The organism is Nocardioides sp., assembly GCF_036274455.1.
Classification (GTDB): Bacteria; Actinomycetota; Actinomycetes; order Propionibacteriales; family Nocardioidaceae; genus Nocardioides.
Genome location: NZ_DASUFR010000246.1, coordinates 1 through 16,123 on the forward strand (window position 1 = coordinate 1; position 16,123 = coordinate 16,123).

Annotated in this window: 16 protein-coding genes and 1 pseudogene; 7 read left to right on the forward strand and 10 right to left on the reverse strand. The window is 72.5% G+C overall.

The window, feature by feature from the left end; genetic code table 11:
• The 5 genes and pseudogenes from VFV89_RS23485 to VFV89_RS23505 form a co-directional block, all read right to left on the reverse strand.
• Positions 1-255: pseudogene (locus tag VFV89_RS23485) on the reverse strand (hypothetical protein); the annotation flags it as partial.
• A complete protein-coding gene (locus VFV89_RS23490) occupies positions 252-1,955 on the reverse strand; it encodes an ABC-F family ATP-binding cassette domain-containing protein (protein WP_329708418.1) in 1,704 nt (567 codons plus the stop codon). The gene VFV89_RS23490 and the pseudogene VFV89_RS23485, both read right to left, overlap by 4 nt.
• Positions 1,956-2,170: 215 nt before the next feature.
• Positions 2,171-2,650 carry a hypothetical protein gene (locus VFV89_RS23495; RefSeq protein WP_329708419.1) on the reverse strand — a complete coding sequence of 160 codons (480 nt, stop codon included), beginning with the start codon at positions 2,648-2,650 and terminating at the stop codon, positions 2,171-2,173.
• Positions 2,651-2,659: 9 nt separating this feature from the next.
• On the reverse strand, positions 2,660-3,685 hold the full coding sequence (locus tag VFV89_RS23500; RefSeq protein WP_329708420.1) for a hypothetical protein: 1,026 nt from the start codon (positions 3,683-3,685) through the stop codon (positions 2,660-2,662).
• Complete coding sequence (locus VFV89_RS23505) at positions 3,678-4,184, reverse strand: SigE family RNA polymerase sigma factor (RefSeq protein ID WP_329708421.1); 507 nt, start codon at positions 4,182-4,184, stop codon at positions 3,678-3,680. Before VFV89_RS23505 ends, VFV89_RS23500 begins: the two co-directional genes overlap by 8 nt.
• A 100-nt stretch (positions 4,185-4,284) precedes the next feature.
• On the opposite strand from VFV89_RS23505, the gene VFV89_RS23510 reads away from it, so the two are divergent.
• The 7 genes from VFV89_RS23510 (at position 4,285) to VFV89_RS23540 (ending at position 12,323) form a co-directional block, all read left to right on the forward strand.
• Positions 4,285-5,013 carry an SDR family oxidoreductase gene (locus VFV89_RS23510; RefSeq protein WP_329708422.1) on the forward strand — a complete coding sequence of 243 codons (729 nt, stop codon included), beginning with the start codon at positions 4,285-4,287 and terminating at the stop codon, positions 5,011-5,013.
• A 96-nt stretch (positions 5,014-5,109) separates the two neighbouring features.
• Complete coding sequence (locus tag VFV89_RS23515) at positions 5,110-6,234, forward strand: acyl-CoA dehydrogenase family protein (RefSeq protein ID WP_329708423.1); 1,125 nt, start codon at positions 5,110-5,112, stop codon at positions 6,232-6,234.
• A 9-nt stretch (positions 6,235-6,243) separates the two neighbouring features.
• Complete coding sequence (locus VFV89_RS23520) at positions 6,244-7,428, forward strand: acyl-CoA dehydrogenase family protein (protein ID WP_329708424.1); 1,185 nt, start codon at positions 6,244-6,246, stop codon at positions 7,426-7,428.
• A 50-nt stretch (positions 7,429-7,478) separates the two neighbouring features.
• Positions 7,479-8,474 carry a phosphatase PAP2 family protein gene (locus VFV89_RS23525; RefSeq protein ID WP_329708425.1) on the forward strand — a complete coding sequence of 332 codons (996 nt, stop codon included), beginning with the start codon at positions 7,479-7,481 and terminating at the stop codon, positions 8,472-8,474.
• A gap of 92 nt (positions 8,475-8,566) precedes the next feature.
• Positions 8,567-10,828 (forward strand): DUF1015 family protein, encoded by a 2,262-nt coding sequence (locus tag VFV89_RS23530; protein WP_329708426.1) that lies wholly within the window; start codon positions 8,567-8,569, stop codon positions 10,826-10,828.
• A 62-nt stretch (positions 10,829-10,890) separates the two neighbouring features.
• Positions 10,891-11,853 carry a DUF929 family protein gene (locus VFV89_RS23535; RefSeq protein ID WP_329708427.1) on the forward strand — a complete coding sequence of 321 codons (963 nt, stop codon included), beginning with the start codon at positions 10,891-10,893 and terminating at the stop codon, positions 11,851-11,853.
• On the forward strand, positions 11,850-12,323 hold the full coding sequence (locus VFV89_RS23540) for a vitamin K epoxide reductase family protein (protein WP_329708428.1): 474 nt from the start codon (positions 11,850-11,852) through the stop codon (positions 12,321-12,323). Before VFV89_RS23535 ends, VFV89_RS23540 begins: the two co-directional genes overlap by 4 nt.
• Here the strand turns inward: VFV89_RS23540 and VFV89_RS23545 are convergent.
• From VFV89_RS23545 to VFV89_RS23565, 5 genes are read right to left on the reverse strand one after another with little or no spacing between them, the layout of a single operon-like run.
• Complete coding sequence (locus VFV89_RS23545; RefSeq protein ID WP_329708429.1) at positions 12,309-14,060, reverse strand: ABC transporter permease; 1,752 nt, start codon at positions 14,058-14,060, stop codon at positions 12,309-12,311. The two genes, VFV89_RS23540 and VFV89_RS23545, sit on opposite strands and share 15 nt — an antisense overlap.
• Positions 14,057-14,785 carry an ABC transporter ATP-binding protein gene (locus VFV89_RS23550; protein ID WP_329708430.1) on the reverse strand — a complete coding sequence of 243 codons (729 nt, stop codon included), beginning with the start codon at positions 14,783-14,785 and terminating at the stop codon, positions 14,057-14,059. The genes VFV89_RS23545 and VFV89_RS23550 overlap by 4 nt, the downstream gene beginning before the upstream one ends.
• The gene (locus VFV89_RS23555) at positions 14,782-15,294 is read right to left on the reverse strand and encodes a PadR family transcriptional regulator (RefSeq protein WP_329708431.1); all 513 of its coding nucleotides are present in this window, start codon (positions 15,292-15,294) and stop codon (positions 14,782-14,784) included. Before VFV89_RS23555 ends, VFV89_RS23550 begins: the two co-directional genes overlap by 4 nt.
• Positions 15,295-15,334: 40 nt before the next feature.
• A complete protein-coding gene (locus VFV89_RS23560) occupies positions 15,335-15,877 on the reverse strand; it encodes a Clp protease N-terminal domain-containing protein (protein ID WP_329708432.1) in 543 nt (180 codons plus the stop codon).
• Positions 15,878-15,888: 11 nt separating this feature from the next.
• Complete coding sequence (locus VFV89_RS23565; protein WP_329708433.1) at positions 15,889-16,098, reverse strand: helix-turn-helix domain-containing protein; 210 nt, start codon at positions 16,096-16,098, stop codon at positions 15,889-15,891.
• Positions 16,099-16,123 lie beyond the last annotated feature (25 nt).

Consider the following 16,123-nt stretch of genomic DNA (forward strand, 5'->3'; position numbering starts at 1 on the left):
CAGCGGCATGCGCATCCAGCCGGCACCGACCGTCTCGCCGGCGACGATCGCCGACCAGCCGAGGTTGCGGGCGCGCGAGCCGGTGTCCTGCATGATCGCCCGCACCTCCTCGAGCTGGAGGGGTGTCGCCACCTCGCCGAGCTCGCGGCGCTCGGCGACGAGGTACACCTCGTGCCAGGCGTCGAGGGCGGCGTGGTCGAAGGGGTCGAGCGCGACGAGCTCGACGGGCGCCGAGGAGCTCGAGGGCGGAGTCATCGCGCGCGGCTCACCCGGCCCTCGTCCCAGACCGGCCCGTCGGACTCGTAGACCTCGCCGTCGGCGCCGTAGACGAGGAACCGGTCGAAGCTGCGGGCGAACCAGCGGTCGTGGGTCACCGCCAGCACGGTGCCCTCGAAGGCCTCGAGCCCCGCCTCCAGTGCCTCGGCCGACTGCACGTCGAGGTTGTCGGTCGGCTCGTCGAGCAGCAGCAGCGTGGCGCCCGACAGCTCCAGCAGCAGGATCTGGAAGCGCGCCTGCTGCCCGCCGCTGAGCGACTCGAACTTCTGCTCACCGGCGTGCGCGAGCTCATAGCGGTCGAGCACCCGGCTCGCGGCCTCCCGGCCCATCCCGTCGCGGTGGTCGTCACCGCGGTGCAGGATCTCCAGCAGCGTCCGTCCGACCAGCTCGGGGTGCTCGTGCGTCTGCACGAACCAGCCCGGCCGCACCCGCGCGCCGAGCTTGGCCGTCCCGGTGTGCGGGACCGGCGCGGGAGGTACGCCGACCGGCTGGTGCTCGACGTCGGGATCGCTGCCGCCCCGCGCCAGCAGCCGCAGGAAGTGCGACTTGCCCGAGCCGTTGGAGCCGAGCACGGCCACCCGCTCGCCGTACCAGACCTCGAGGTCGAACGGCTTCATCAGCCCCCCACCGTCATCAGCAGAGAGCTCGAGCTGCTCGCAGACCACAGCGCGCTTGCCGGTGCGGCCGCCCTTGAGCCGCATCTGCACGGCCTGCTCGCGCGGCTGCTCGGTGGGCGGCCCGGCCTCCTCGAACTTCCGGAGCCGGGTCTGGGCGGCCTTGTACTGGCTCGCCATGCCGTCGTTGTACTCCGCCTTGATCTTCAGCCGCAGGACCAGCGCCTTGATCTTGGCGTGCTCCTCGTCCCAGCGGCGGCGCTGTTCCTCGAAGCGGAGGAACCGGTCGGTGCGGGCCTCGTGGTAGGACGCGAAGCCGCCGGGATGGGTCCAGGCGCTGTTGCCGGCTCCCGACGCGCCGAGCTCGATGGTCACGACCCTGGTCGCGGTGTTGTTGAGCAGCTCCCGGTCGTGGCTGATGAACAGGATCGTCTTGTCGGACTCGCGGATCCGCTGCTCGAGCCAGATCTTGCCCGGTACGTCGAGGAAGTTGTCCGGCTCATCGAGGAGCAGCACCTGGTCGGGGCCGCGGAGCAGGAACTCCAGCACCAGCCGCTTCTGCTCGCCACCGGAGAGCGTGCGGAGCTCGCGGTACTTGGCCCGCTCGTAAGGGACCCCGAGCCCCGCGACCGTGCACACGTCCCAGACCACCTCGACCTCGTAGCCGCCCGCGTCGGCGTACTCGGCCAGCGCCTCGGCGTAGGTCATCTGGGTCTTCTCGTCGTCGTGCTCCATGAGCGCGAGCTCGCACCGGTGCACCGCCTCCGCGGCGTCGCGCACCCTGGGCGGGCTGACGCTGAGCAGGAGGTCGCCGACGGTGGCGTCAGGCCCGAGGCCGGCGCCGACCATCTGACGCATCACGCCGAGGCCCCCGCTGCGGGTCACGACCCCGGCGTGCGGCGCCAGCTCGCCGGTGATGATCCGCAGCAGCGTGGTCTTGCCGGCGCCGTTGGCCCCGACCAGCGCGACCTTGGCGCCGTCGCCCACGCGGAACGACACGTCGTCGAGCAGCACCCGCCCGTCGGGCAGGTCGTAGCGCACTCCGGCGACGTCGACGTGTCCCACGTCGCAGCATTGTGCTCGATCGCTCGGCCCGGCCGCACCGGGTTAAGCGGCCTCGTGACAGCTGGTGCGCGCGCCTACCGGATCGCGTCGTGTCGGCGGGACTCGCCGGGGCGGCGGTGGCCTTGGAACGCTTGGGCCGCTGAGAAGGGTTGGTAGGTCACCGCCGCCGGGAGTCGGCGGCGTGCTACGCGCGCGGCCGCCAGGCTCCTCCGGCCTCAGATGGTCGCGCCGACCGACTGCAGGATCCGGCGTACGACGGCCTGGTCGGGGTCCGCGACGTCGATGACCACGTCGCCGCGGGTGACGTACCCCGCCCAGCCTCCCTCGGGCAGGTTCGCGGACACGGGTGCGACGTGCACGCCGGGATCGAAGCCGGTGTCGAAGGTGGTGGCGTCCCTGAACCACAGGCCCGCGTCCGGGGCGCACGGGTCGAGGCCGCCGGGTCCCCAGCGCTCCGGGGTGCCGTCGCAGCTCGCGGCCTCCAGGCGTCTCCAGTCCGGCGGCACCTCGACGTCCACCCCGCGGTAGGTCACCACCTGCCAGCCGTCGTCGGTCGTGCCCGTGCTGCGCGAGACCGGCGGCTCGTGCTCCGGGGGCTCCTCGGTGAAGAGCCGGTAGCCGACGACCCCGGCGAGGACGAGGCCCGCGATGAGGAGGACGACGACGGCCGCGCGTACCTTGGCGAGCACGGCCACCTCCCCCGACTACTCCGTGCGCAGCTCCGACGGTAGTGGGACGTTGGCCGGGACGGAACCGCTCCACCCGGGCGAGAGCGACCAGTAGAGGACGTCGCTGGTCAGCGCGCGATCCGTGCCGAGCCCGTGGATCCGGGCGCAGTCGCCCCCGAGGTCGACGTCGGCGTGGATCGTGGGAGCCAGCAGCCGGACGACCGGCTGGGGGCCGTTCGCCGCGTCGGGACAGCTCGCCTTCGCGTCGATGGCCGGAGCGGCCTCCAGGGCCGCGATCACCGCACCGGGGTCCGACCCGGTGAGGGTCTCGCTCTGCTCGAGCAGCCCCTCCGCGTCGTAGCGGCAGATCCGCAGCAGGCCGTTGGGCACCGCGGGCGGGGCCTCACCGCGCGAGGACATGCAGCCGTTGGGGTCACCCTCGGGGCCGATCGGGCGCACGGTGCCCAGGATCGCCTGTGCCTGCTCGGACGTCGGTGCAGTCACCTCGACGAGGACGTCGCCGATGCCGTGCGCTCCGACTTCGGCGTCCGGCGGCCATCCCTTGCTCGTCTGGAGGGTGACCGGCCAGTCGAAGACCTGGTCGCGGTCCTGGCCGGGGGGCAGCTGCTGGAAGCTCAAGCCGTACGTCGATGTTTCGCACTTGATGTCGAGCCTGAGGCCGCCCGGCCGTTCGACGCGCGGCTCGAGCCGCCCGCCGTCCGCACACCAGTCCTCGAGGCTGCCGTGACCCCACGAGTCCGGCACGAGAGCCGTGACGCCGTGCCAGCTCTCGACCCGCTGACCCTCGGGGACACTCGGCACACCGGTGGGGTTGTCGGTCACCCTCGACGGGCCGGGGTGGGCGGAGTCGGAGCCCCGGACCGCCACCACCGCGGTCGGTACGCCGATGCACAGCGCGACGAGCGCCGCGGCTCCGGTCATCCTCGCTCGTCGCCTGCTGCGGGCCCGGGCCCGCGCAGCGTCGGCCAGCCCCACCGGGGCCGGAGCCTCCTGCGCCCCGCCGACGAGGGCGTCGGTCAGCCGCTGCTCGAGGTCATTCATCTGCTTCTCCCATCGCCTCTCGAAGGGCCGAGAGCCCGCGCGAGACCCGCGACCGGACCGACCCCTCCCGCACGCCGGTCAGCTCGGCGATCTCGGCGTACTCCAGCTGCTCGTAGTAACGCAGCACGATGGCGGTCCGCTGCGCCTCGGGCAGCCGCTGGCAGGCCCGCCACAGGCGCGCACGCTCGTCGGGCGGCACCGCCTCCGCGACGACGACCTGCTCGCGCACCAGCTCGACCGGCGCTTCGCGGCGCCGGAACCTCCGCCACCACGACGTGTGCGCGTTCACCACCATCCGGCGGACGTAGGCGTCGACGTTGTCCACCCTGGAGATCCGCTCCCAGCGCGGCAGTGCGCGGGCCAGCGCCTCCTGCACGACGTCCTCGGCGTCCGCGGCGTTGCCGGTCAGCGTGTAGGCGAGCTTGAGCAGCGCCGGGCCGCGGGCCGCGACCCATCCATCGAACGGTGTCGATTCCTGGCCAGGCGCACCGGTGTCCACCCACGCTCCCTCCTGCACCATCGCCTGCACGCATCATGAACGCTCGCTTGGCCGATCGTGTTGCATGGAGGAGGGCCGACAGCTCTCGGGAGGAGTCCGCATGGCCGGACGCGTCGTCGTGGTGACCGGGGCGAGCCGCGGGATCGGGAAGGCGGTCGCCGCCCGGTTCCGCGCCGACGGGGACGAGGTGGTGGTCACCGGCCGGGACGAGGTCGCACTCGGCCGGACCGCCGACGAGATCGGCGCCCGGGCGGTGCGGTGCGACCACACGGACCCGGGCGACGTGCGAGGCCTGGCCGCCACGATCACCGACGGGCTGGACGTCCTCGTCCACTGCGCCGGCGGCAACCTCGACATGGCCAGTCCACTCCCCGACCACGCGTCGCTGGAGCAGCAGGCGGAGCGCTGGCGGGCCAACTGGGACCTCAACGTGGTCAGCGCCGTGATCACCACCGCGGCGCTCCAGCCCGTCCTCCGTGCGGGCGGCTCGGTGGTGACGGTGGGCTCTATCGGGGCGGAGTACGCCGGCTCGTCCTACGGCGCGACCAAGGCGGCACTCGCGGCCTGGACCGCCGGGGTCTCGGCGGAGCTCGGCCCGGCCGGAGTCTCCGCCAACACGGTCTCTCCGGGGCTGACCGAGGGGACGGAGTTCTTCCACGGCCGGCTCAGCGACGAGCGTCGCGCCCGGCTGATCGCGGCCACCCATGACGGACGCGCCGGGACCGTCGACGACATCGCGGAGGCGGTCTTCTTCCTGGCCTCCTCCGGCGCGCGGCACATCACCGGACAGGTGCTGCACGTCAACGGCGGGGCCTTCACCACGCGCTGAGCAGCATTGTTCACCGCGCCCAACGACGCGGCTGGCGCGATGGTGTGTACTGGCCAGTAGCCTCTGCGAGACCACGGCCGAACAGCGAGGAACACCATGCAGCTCGAGCTGACCGAGGAGGAGCGCGCGTTCCGGGACGAGCTCCGCGACTTCTTCACGACCAAGGTCCCCGAGGAGATCAGGGACACCGTCGCCGCCGGCCGGGAGCTGACCCGGGACCAGATGGTCGAGAGCATGCAGACGCTCAACGCGGCCGGCTACGCCGTACCCCGCTGGCCGGTCGAGTGGGGCGGCCAGGACTGGACCGAGGTGCAGCACCACATCTGGCACGCCGAGATGGAGCGCGCCTGCGTGCCCACGCCGCTGGCGTTCAACGCCGGGATGATCGGCCCGGTCATCGCCCACTTCGGCACCGAGGAGCAGAAGAAGGGGTTCCTCCCCAAGACGGCGAACCTCGACATCTGGTGGAGCCAGGGCTTCTCCGAGCCCGACGCCGGCTCCGACCTGGCCGGGCTGCGCACGTCCGCGGTCAGGGACGGCGACGACTGGGTGGTCAACGGCCAGAAGACCTGGACCACGCTCGGCCAGTACGGCGACTGGATCTTCACGCTGGTCCGCACCGACCCCGAGGCCAAGAAGCAGGCCGGCATCTCGATGCTGCTCATCGACATGCGGAGCGAGGGGCTGGAGATCCGGCCGATCCAGCTGATCGACGGCGGCCACGAGGTCAACGAGGTCTGGTTCGAGGACGTCCGCGTCCCCGGTGACCACCTGGTCGGGGAGCTCAACGGCGGCTGGGCGATCGCCAAGTTCCTGCTCGGCAACGAGCGGGTCGGCGTCGCGCCGCCCGGGGTCGTCAAGCGGGTGATCGCGCGGATCAAGGCGCTGGCCGCGGACCGGTTCGCCCATGACCCGCTGCTGCGGGCCCGGATCGCCGGGCTCGAGAACGAGCTGCTCGCGCTCGAGCTGACGGCCATGCGGGTGGCGGCGAACTCCGTCGAGGGCAGGCCCGACCCCGCCTCGTCGGTGCTCAAGCTCAAGGGCAGCGAGCTCCAGCAGGCGGTCAGCGAGCTGGTGCTCGACCTGGCCGGCCCCGGCGGCTCCGAGGAGTGGGAGCGGCTGGCCGGCCCGCAGTACCTCAACCTCCGCAAGGCCTCCATCTACGGCGGCTCCAACGAGGTGCAGCGCCAGATCATCGCCCGCAACATCCTGGGACTCTGAGGGGCAGCCGTGGACTTCCTGTACGACGACGAGCAGGACGCGCTGCGCGATGCCGTGAAGGGGCTGGTCGGCAAGGCATACGGCGACTACGAGAACCGCCGCAGGACGGTGGCTCCCGCAGAAGGCGGGAGCGACCCCGGCTTCGACGAGAAGCTCTGGGTCCGGATGGCCGAGATGGGGCTGCTCGGGCTGCCCTTCGCCGAGGAGGACGGCGGCGTGGGGGCCGGCCCGGTCGAGATCGGCATCGTCTGCCAGGAGCTCGGCCGCGTCCTGGCGCCTGAGCCCTACCTCACCTCGGTGGTGCTGGCCGGCGGCCTGATCTCCGCCTGCGGCACCGCCGAGCAGCGCCAGGAGCTCCTCGGCGCGCTGTCCGCCGGCGAGTCCGTGCCTGCCTTCGCGCACAACGAGCCGGGCCGGGGCTGGACCCCGACCGCGGACCAGGTCGAGGCATCCCAGGACGGCGACTCGTGGACGATCAGCGGCGTCAAGGAGCCGGTCGCACACGGCGCCCGCGCGGATGTGCTCGTGGTGAGCGCGAAGCTGCCCGCGTCGGATTCGGCAGAGCGGGGCACGGGCCTGTTCGTCGTCGACGGCTCGGACGCGGACCGCACCGGCTACGCGACCTACGACGGCACCCGCACCGCACGGGTCTCCTTCGACGCCACCGCCGCCACCCCGCTGGGCGAGCCGGGCGCCGACCTGACCAGCAGCATCTCGACGGTCCAGGACATCACCCGGGTGATGGCGGCCAACCAGGCGCTGGGCGCGATGCAGTTCCTGCTGCCGACCACGTGTGACTACCTCCGCAGCCGCAAGCAGTTCGGCGTGCCGCTCAGCAGCTTCCAGACGCTCACCTTCCGCGCCGCCGACATGTACGTCTCGCTGCAGCTCGCCCACTCGATGGTCGACTGGGCGACCTTGGTCGTCGCGCGGGCCGCGAACGACGGGGGCGACCCGGCTGCCGTGGCCGACGCCGCCCGCCGGGTGTCGCTCCAGGTCTCCCGGTCCGGCCGGCACATCGGCCAGGAGGCGATCCAGCTGCACGGGGGCATCGCGATGACGATGGAGTACTCCGTCGGCATGTACACCGCCCACCTCACTGCGCTCGACCACCTCCTCGGCGACGGTGGCCACCACCTGCGCGAGCTGGCCGGCGCGGTCACGACCTACGGCGCCCTCGACCCCCTCGGCTGAGCGCAGAATCCCCTCGACCCGGCGCGGGACCGGTCACGTAAAGTTCGCCCGTGGCACAGGGGCTCGAGCAGGACGCAGCAACCGCGCCGCTGCCCGAGACCGCCGTCCTCCCGGCAGTCACGAGACGCCGGTCGCGGGCGCTGGCGATGGTCGTCTACGCCGGCCTGCTGGCGGCGTACACGAAGCTCCTCGGCATCCCCAACGACACGATCTCGGTGTTCGTGTGGCTGTGGTTCGGCACCATCGCGTGGAACATCGAGGCGCCGTGGCGCTACCACCTGCGCTTCGTGCGGGACTGGTCGATCCCGATGGTCGGGCTGGTCATCTACTTCTACAGCCGTGGCCTCACCGACAACCTCGGGCTGGCCTCGGTGCACTACACCTTCCCGATCCGCTTCGACGAGTGGCTCTCGGGGGTCTTCGGCGGCGGCAACACCCTGCCGACGGTGCACCTGCAGCACGCGTTGTGCGGCAACCCGTGCCTGCGGGAGAGCGACCCGCGCTGGTACGACGTCTTCTTCACCACCGTCTACGCCAGCCACTTCCTGACCGGCCTGACGATCGCGGCGGTCCTGTGGGTGCGCAACCGCGAGGAGTGGCTGCGGTGGATGCGGCGCTACGTCGCCATCAACTTCGGTGCGCTCGCGGTCTACATCCTCTACCCGATGGCGCCGCCGTGGATGGCCTCCGAGGAGGGCTACATCCACGAGGCCATCCCGAGGCTCACCGGCCGCGGCTGGCGCGACATCGGGCTCGGCCGCTTCGACCTGGTCCTGCAGGGCGTGGGCAACCCGGTCGCCGCGATGCCGTCGCTCCACGCCGGCATCACCTTCCTCGTCGCGATGTACGGCATCTGGCGGCTTCGTTCGCCCTTCCGCTGGCTGCTCGTCCTCTACCCGCTGGCGATGTCCACCGCGCTCGTCTACTACGGCGAGCACTACGTCGTCGACGTGCTGGCCGGTGCGGTGCTCGCTGCGCTGGTCATGGTCGGCTGTGGCCTCTGGGAGCGCCGCAGGTCGCGTCAGCGCGTGGCCGTCGAAGGGTAGGCCGGGCCGGCGATGGCGCTCCGGCTCCAGCTCGGGCTAGCGTGACCGGAGATCCCGCCGACCCGGCGCGGGCACGTCGCGGAGGTCGTGCGATGCACCTTTTGTTCGCCGACCGGCTCCCCGAGCAGACGGTCGTGGACCTCGAGGCGCGCGGCCACGTCTGTGTGATGGAGCCGGAGCTGACCGCCGACGACCTCCCGGGGCGGATCGCCGGCTTCGACGGGCTGGTGGTGCGCAGCACCAAGGTCAGGGCCGCGGTGTTCGAGGCCGCCGACCGGCTGGCCCTGGTGGTCCGCGCCGGCGCCGGCACCAACACCATCGACACCGACGCCGCCGCGGCGGCGGGCGTGTTCGTCTCCAACGTCCCCGGCCGCAACGCCGCGGCGGTCGCGGAGCTCACCATGGGGCTGCTGCTGGCGATCGACCGGCGGATCCCCGACAACGTGGCGGACCTGCGCAGCGGACAGTGGGACAAGAAGGGCTACAGCAAGGCCCAGGGGCTGCTCGGCTCCACGATGGGCATCATCGGCCTCGGCTCGATCGGCCTGCTGGTCGCCGAGCGCGCGACGGCGTTCGGCATCAAGGTGCAGACCCTGGCCAAGCCGGGCCGGTCCGAGCATGTCGTCAGCCGGGCCGAGGAGCTCGGCATCACGATGTGCGGCTCCCTGCACGAGCTCGTCTCGTCGTCGGACATCGTGAGCCTGCACGTCCCCTCGTCGGACGACACCCGGCACCTGGTCGACGACAGCTTCCTCCGGCTGATGCGGCCCGGCGCGATCCTCCTCAACACCTCGCGGGGCGACGTCGTCGACGAGGGCGCGCTGCTCAAGGCCCTCGACGCCGGCGAGGTGCGCGCCGGCCTGGACGTCTTCGTCGACGAGCCCAGCACCGGCCGCACCGCCTGGGACTCGCCGCTGGCCCGGCACCCGGCGGTGGTCGCGACCCACCACATCGGTGCCTCGACCGAGCAGGCGCAGCTGGCCATCGCCGCGGGCGTCACCGAGGTCGTCGACGCCTTCATGGCCGGGGAGGTGCGCGACTGCGTCAACCTCGCGCCCACGCGGCTCGGGTCGGTCACCCTGACGATCCGTCACCTCGACCGGGTCGGCGTGCTCGCCCAGGTGCTCGACCGGCTCAGTGCCGCGGGCCTGAACGTCGAGCACATGGAGAACCGGATCTTCAGAGGCGGTCACGCCGCGGTCGCGTCCATCGACGTGGCAGGGAGCGCGAGCGAGTCGCTGCTGGAGGCCCTCCGCGAGCTCCCGCACGTGCTGAGCGTGACCGAGGTGACGCTGAGCAAGGACCCGTCACCGGAATCGAGCGTGGTCGGCCCTTTTCCGGCGCGCGTGGTCCGGCCTGAGTGGACCAGGCGACTGGTCACGGGCCTGTCCGAGCTGCCCGAGGACACCGGCACGCTCCCGCCCGTGGCTCCCGTCGACCCGGCGGCCTACGACCACGCGGAGCCGGCGCTCTACGTCTACCGGCAGGAGCGCGGTGGGTTCTCCAGCGCGGGCGTGGTCTGCGACGTCTCGCTGCGCGCGTTCGTCGGCGGCCAGGTGCGCGGCCACGAGGCGGTGCAGACCCAACGGGTCGAGAGCCTGGTCCACCACTACGCGACGACCGACACGCCACCCGCCCTGGTGGCACTGCTGCACGATGCCGGGCCGACCTACGCCCGCACCCTCGACGAGGTGTGCGCCACGCCGCCGATCCTGGAGTTCGGAGGCCCCGGCGGGTGGCGGCAGACGGTGTGGCGGGTGCCCGCGGGAGCGCCCACCGCGAACCTGGTCGAGGAGCTCACCGCCTCCGACCACTACATCGCCGACGGCCACCACCGCGTCGCGGCCGCGCTCACGGAGTGGCGCCGCAGCGGCGAACCCGGCGAGGCGGGCGTCCTGTGCGTGGTCCACGCGATGGACGGCCTGCGGCTCTCCGCGTTCCACCGCCGCCTGATGGGGTCGGTCGACCTCGCCGACGTACTGCGGCTGCTCGAGCCGGCGTTCCGGGTGAGCGCCGCGGCCGCGGCTCCTGCGCCGGGCCCCGGACGCCTGGGGCTCTACGCCGAGGGCCGGTGGTACGACGTCGCGCGCACCGCTCCGGGTGCGCTGCTCGACGTCGAGGTGCTCCGCGCCCAGGTCCTCGACCAGGTGCCGCAGCCCGTCGAGATCGCACCCGCCCGGACGCCCGTCGACGAGCTGACCCGCCGCTGCGACGCGGACGGGGGCGTGCTGTTCACGCTGGCGCCACCCCCGATCGCGACCCTGACCAGGCTGGCGGACGCCAACGAGGTGATGCCACCCAAGACGACCTACTTCGAGCCCAAGCCCTGCGCCGGCATCTTCCTGCGACCATAGTCACTGCTGAGAAGTTACTGAGGTCCCGCGCATTGTCAGCCGGCGCCCTGTAGAACGGATGCGTGGCATCCAAACGGCGCCCCACGGGGACCCCCGCCAACCTGTCCGCCCCCGCATCCGCGTCCGCGTCCGCGAGCCGGTCGAAGGCCGAGGAGCGCCGCACCAAGCGGCTCGCGGCCGCAGAGCAGGCCCGGCGCGAGCTGGCCGCGCGCCAGCGGCGCAGCCGGCTGATGGGCGTCGGTGCGATCATCGCGGCCGTGGTCGTGGTCCTGGCGATCGTGGTGGCCGTCGGGCTCATGCACAACCAGGAGGGGGCCAAGACGACCGCCGCCAGCGACGACGTGATCAGCGGCGTGACGTCGATCCCGGCCGAGACCTTCGACAAGGTCGGCGCGGGCAGCATCAAGACACTGCCGAACCCCATCACGGCCGATCCGCTCACCGCCAACGGCAAGCCGCGCATCGTGTACGTCGGCGCGGAGTACTGCCCGTTCTGCGCAGCCGAGCGCTGGTCGCTGGTGGCCGCCCTCGGCAGGTTCGGCTCCTTCAGCGGCCTCGGACAGACGGCGTCCACGCCGAAGGACGTCTTCCCCGACACCCCGACCCTGAGCTTCCACGGGTCGTCCTACACCAGCGACTACATCTCGTTCACCGGCTACGAGACCCAGGACACCAACGGAAACCCGCTCGACACGCTGTCGGCGGACGACGAGGCGCTGTTCGAGAAGTACAACGCTCCGCCCTACGTCGGGACGAGTGACACCGCCGGGTCGATCCCGTTCATCGCCATGTTCGGCAGTTACGCGTCGCAGGGGGCGAGCTACTCACCCGACCTGTTCAAGGGCAAGACGCACGCCGAGGTGGCGGAGGCGATGCAGGACCCGAGCACCGACATCGCCAAGAACGTCGACGCGATGGCCAACTTCTTCTCCGCGATCATCTGCAAGGCGACCGACGGCCAGCCCGGCAACGTGTGCACCTCGTCCGGGGTGCAGGCCGCGGCTGCGAAGCTCCCGACGTCGTGACCGTGGTGCCCCGGCCCCTGGTGTGGGCGTCGTTCGTCATCGCGATCGCGGGGCTGCTCGACGCGGTCTACCTCGCCTACGAGCACGCCTCCGGCTCCAACAGCTTCGCCTGCCCCGAGACCGGCCACATCAACTGCGCGAAGGTCACGACCAGCACCTACTCCGAGCTCCAGGGCATCCCCGTCGCCTACCTGGGGCTGGCCTTCTTCGTCGTGCTGGTCGTGGTCATGAGCCCGTGGGCGTGGGCGAGCCGCTCGCCGGCAGTGCGCTGGGGCCGGGTCGCGCTCGTCACCGGCGGCCTGGTCTTCACGATCTACCTGGTGTGGGCCGAGCTCTACCGGCTCGATGCGATCTGCGTCTACTGCACCGGCGTGCACGTCGCCGTCTTCCTGCTGTTCGTGGTCACTCTGCTCGCCGAGGCGACCCGGGTGGACGAGGACACCTCGGCGCCTGCGTCACTCCATTCGTAGCGCCGCCGCGGCGGGCGACCTGGTGGCCACCCGGGCGGGGACGGACGTTGCGATGACCACCAGGGCGACGGTGACGACCGGGACCAGGAGCAGCCACGACCACGGCGCGACCGCGGGCCTGCCCTCTCCGCCGGAGACGGCGTAGACCGCGGCGTACAGCACCAGGCCGAGCGGCACCGAGACCACGCCCGCCACGCCTGCCAGCACCCCGAAGGGGGACACCAGTGACGCCGCGACCTGGCGCGGGGTCAGGCCGACCGCCTTGAGGACGCCGAGCTCGCGGAGTCGCTCCCGCACCGAGAGCAGCGCGACGGCCACCAGCGAGGTGAGGGCGATCAGCAGCAGCACCGCGTCGAGGGCGTAGACGAGGGCCGGGAGCTCGACCGGTACATCGCTCGGCTCGCCGGCAGGCCGGTCGTCGAGCGCGGTCTGCATGGACAGTGCGAAGACGCCCGCGGCACCGGTGAGCGAGATCGCCGCGGTGAGCAGCAGCAGCCGGCCCCGGCGAGCCAGGAAGGCGCGGACCCCCACGTCGAGGGAGATGCCCAGCGGCAGCAGCCGGACCAGACCGACCAGCGTGGACCGCCTCGGGGGCATTGGCTGCCCCGAGGACAGCGCGTTCAGCACCGACATCCGGGTCCGGCGGCGCGCCGCAGCCCACGTGCTCGCGACCAGCACCATGAGTACCGGCCCGCCGGCCACCAGGAGGTGCACCGGGTCCGCGGCCGACACCGGCCCGTCGACCATCGTCTCCGCCATGGCGCCGGCCACGAGCGGTGCGGTGGCGCTGCCGACGACGTACCCGAGCCCGGTCGCGACCACCCCGAGCCCTGCCGACTCGATCACGAACACCGACGTCACCTGCCGGGGCGTGAGCCCGACCGCCTTCAGCAGTCCGATCTCGCGGTTCTGCTCCAGCACGCGGGCTCCGACCAGGATCCCCACGACGACGAACACGACCACGAGCAGCACCCCGGTGTACATCGACAGGACCAGCTGTAGGGGCGCGGCTTCCTGCAGCGCCAGGTCACGCTGCTCCCGCCAGGTCTCTGCCGAGACCGTGCCGGGCGGGGCACCGCGTACGACGGAGTCGGCCACCGCTCCTGCCGTGGCCGGGTCGTCGACCCGCAGCGCCTCGTCCCACCGCCAGGTGCCCTGGTCCGGCTGCAGCCGGTCCAGCGTCCCGAGGCCGACCCACGCGAAGCCCGGGTTGGAGCGCGGGTAGCGCCCCTGGTTCGGCACGATCGCGGTGCCCACGACGACGAGGGTGCTGCGGCCTCCCGGTCCGTCCAGGACCAGCCGGTCTCCCACGTCCAGGCCCAGGACCCGCGCCAGGCTGCGCTCGAGGACGACGCCGTCGCGTGGGTCGGCGCTGCCCGCCGTCGCGATGGGGTGGTTGACGGCCGGCGGGCCCGAGAGCCCGGCGACGCGCAACGGCTCTCGGCCGCCGCCGGTCCGCAGGTCGAGCGTGGCCTCCGGCACGGGGTCGGCCGACTCGGTGACGCCGTCGAGCCCGCGGAGGGCTTCCGCTGCCTCGCGGGTCGGCACGTTGGCCAGGACATGGGCTCCGTGCGCGGCGTCGAAGGTCCGCTGCCACGGGTCGCTGCCGGTGGCCCGGACCTCGAGGACCAGGACGATCGTGGCGGCCGCTGCCCCCGCCAGCAGGATGGTGAGCGTGGTGGCGAGCAGCCGCGACCGGATCCCGGCGAACGCGAGCCGGACCAGCGTGGTGGTCATGCCGGGTCGGGGTCGAAGGGCAGGGTGACCGGTCGCGACGGGGCCAGGGTCCGCTCCCGGGTGACCTCGCCGTCGCGCATGGTGACCACGCGGTCCGCGGCCGCGGCCACGCGGGCGTCGTGGGTCGCCAGCAGGAGGGTCTGGCCCCGGGCGTGCGCGGCCCGCAGCAGGCCGAGCACCTCGCCCGCGGCCGCCGAGTCGAGGCTGCCCGTGGGCTCGTCGCCCAGGACCAGGTCCGGCTGGTTGGCGAGCGCCCGGGCCAAGGCGACCCGCTGCTGCTGGCCGCCGGAGAGCTCGCGCGGGGCGGCGTCCGCCTTGTCGGCGATGCCCAGGTCGGCCAGCACCCGGCGCGCCGTACGCCGAGCGGCCCGGCGTCGGCGACCCGCGAGGAGCAACGGGAGCTCGACGTTCTCCGCCGCCGTCATCGTCGGCAGCAGGTTGAAGAACTGGAAGACGAAGCCGAGCCGCCGCCGACGCAGCCGCGCCAGGGCGGTCTCGCTCAGCCGGTCGACGCGGGCGCCGTCCAGCCAGACCTCGCCGGCGCTCGGCCGGTCCAGCCCGGCCAACAGGTTGAGCAGGGTCGACTTGCCGCACCCGCTCGGTCCCATGACCGCGACGAACTCTCCGCGCTCGATCGTGAGGTCGACGTCGTGGAGCGCGGCGACAGCCGCCTCGCCCTCGCCGTAGGTCCGGGACAGTCCCCGCGCCTCCAGCAGCGCGGTCATGCCGACCGTCTCCCCATCCGCTGCTCGATGAGGTCGAGCCACTCCAGGTCGGCCTTGAGGTGGAGAACCGCCCCCTCGACGAGCAGCTCGGCGGTCGGACCGTGCTCGGCCGACGAGATGCGGGCATCCAGGTCGCGAAGCGACTGGAGGTACTCGTCGCGCTGGCGTTCGATCAGCTCGGCGGGGTCGGCCAGCCCGACCGACGTGGCGACGACGAACTTCACGAAGAACTCGTCCTTGAGCCGGGCGCCCGGCACCGGCGCCTCGACCCATCGCTCGATCAGCTTCCGACCGCGCCCGGTCAGCCGGTAGACCCGCTTGCCGCGGTTGTCGTCCGGCACCGGCTCGCTCTCGACCAGGCCGTCGCGCTCGAGGCGGCTCAGCGTCGAGTAGATCTGCCCGCTGTTGAGCTCCGGCAGCAGGGTGCCGAACTCCTGCTGGATCGTCTGCTTCAGCTCGTACCCGTGGCCGCTGCCCCCGGAGAGCAGCGCCATGAACACCTCTCGCATGGATAGCGAGAATAGGTACTCGCTATCCATCTGTCGAGGGTCAGCCGGCCCGGCGGTCCGCCTCGTCGATCGCCCGGCGTACGTCGTCGGGGTCGAGGTCGAAGGCCGCCAGCACCCGCAGCAGCGTGTGGTCGCCGCTGCGCATCAGCCCCAGCAGGATGTGCTCGCTCCCGATGAAGCCGTCGCCGAGGCGCAGCGCCTCGCGCAGCGACAGCTCCAGGACCTTCTTGCTCTGCTTCGTGAACCGCGTGTGACCTCCCCGACCCCGCCCGGCGCGCTCACCGAGGTCGCCCTCGATGCGGCTGAGCACGTCGTCGAGGTCGATCCCGAGCAGCTTGAGCGCCTCGGCGTCCTCGGCATCGAGGTCGTCGGCGTAGCGCGAGCGGAGGCCACCGACGACCCGGCGCACCTCGTCGCCAGGCGCGCCGAGGTCTGCGAGCACCTGCATGGCGAGGATCCCGTCGCGGACGGTCAGCGACTCCAGCAGGTGTGCGGGCCTGATCTCGGAGGCGCCGTGGCGGTGGGCGGCCTCCTGCGCGCCGATGACGACGGTGCGGGCGTTGCGGGTGAACCGCTCGAACATCTTCCTGGCTCCTATCGGCGCGCGTGCTTCTTGTGGACGGCCTGGCGGCTCACGCCGAGCACGTCCGCGATCTCCTGCCACGACCAGCCGGCCGCGCGGGCGCGGTCGACCTGGGTCCGCTCGAGGTGCTCGAGCAGCCGCCCGAGTGCCCGGACGGCGCGCAGCCCGGCGCGCGGGTCCGCGGCGGTGGCGGCGTCGGTCAGCTCTCTCAGCTCGGTCACGGTGTCAACTGTAGTTGACAGACAC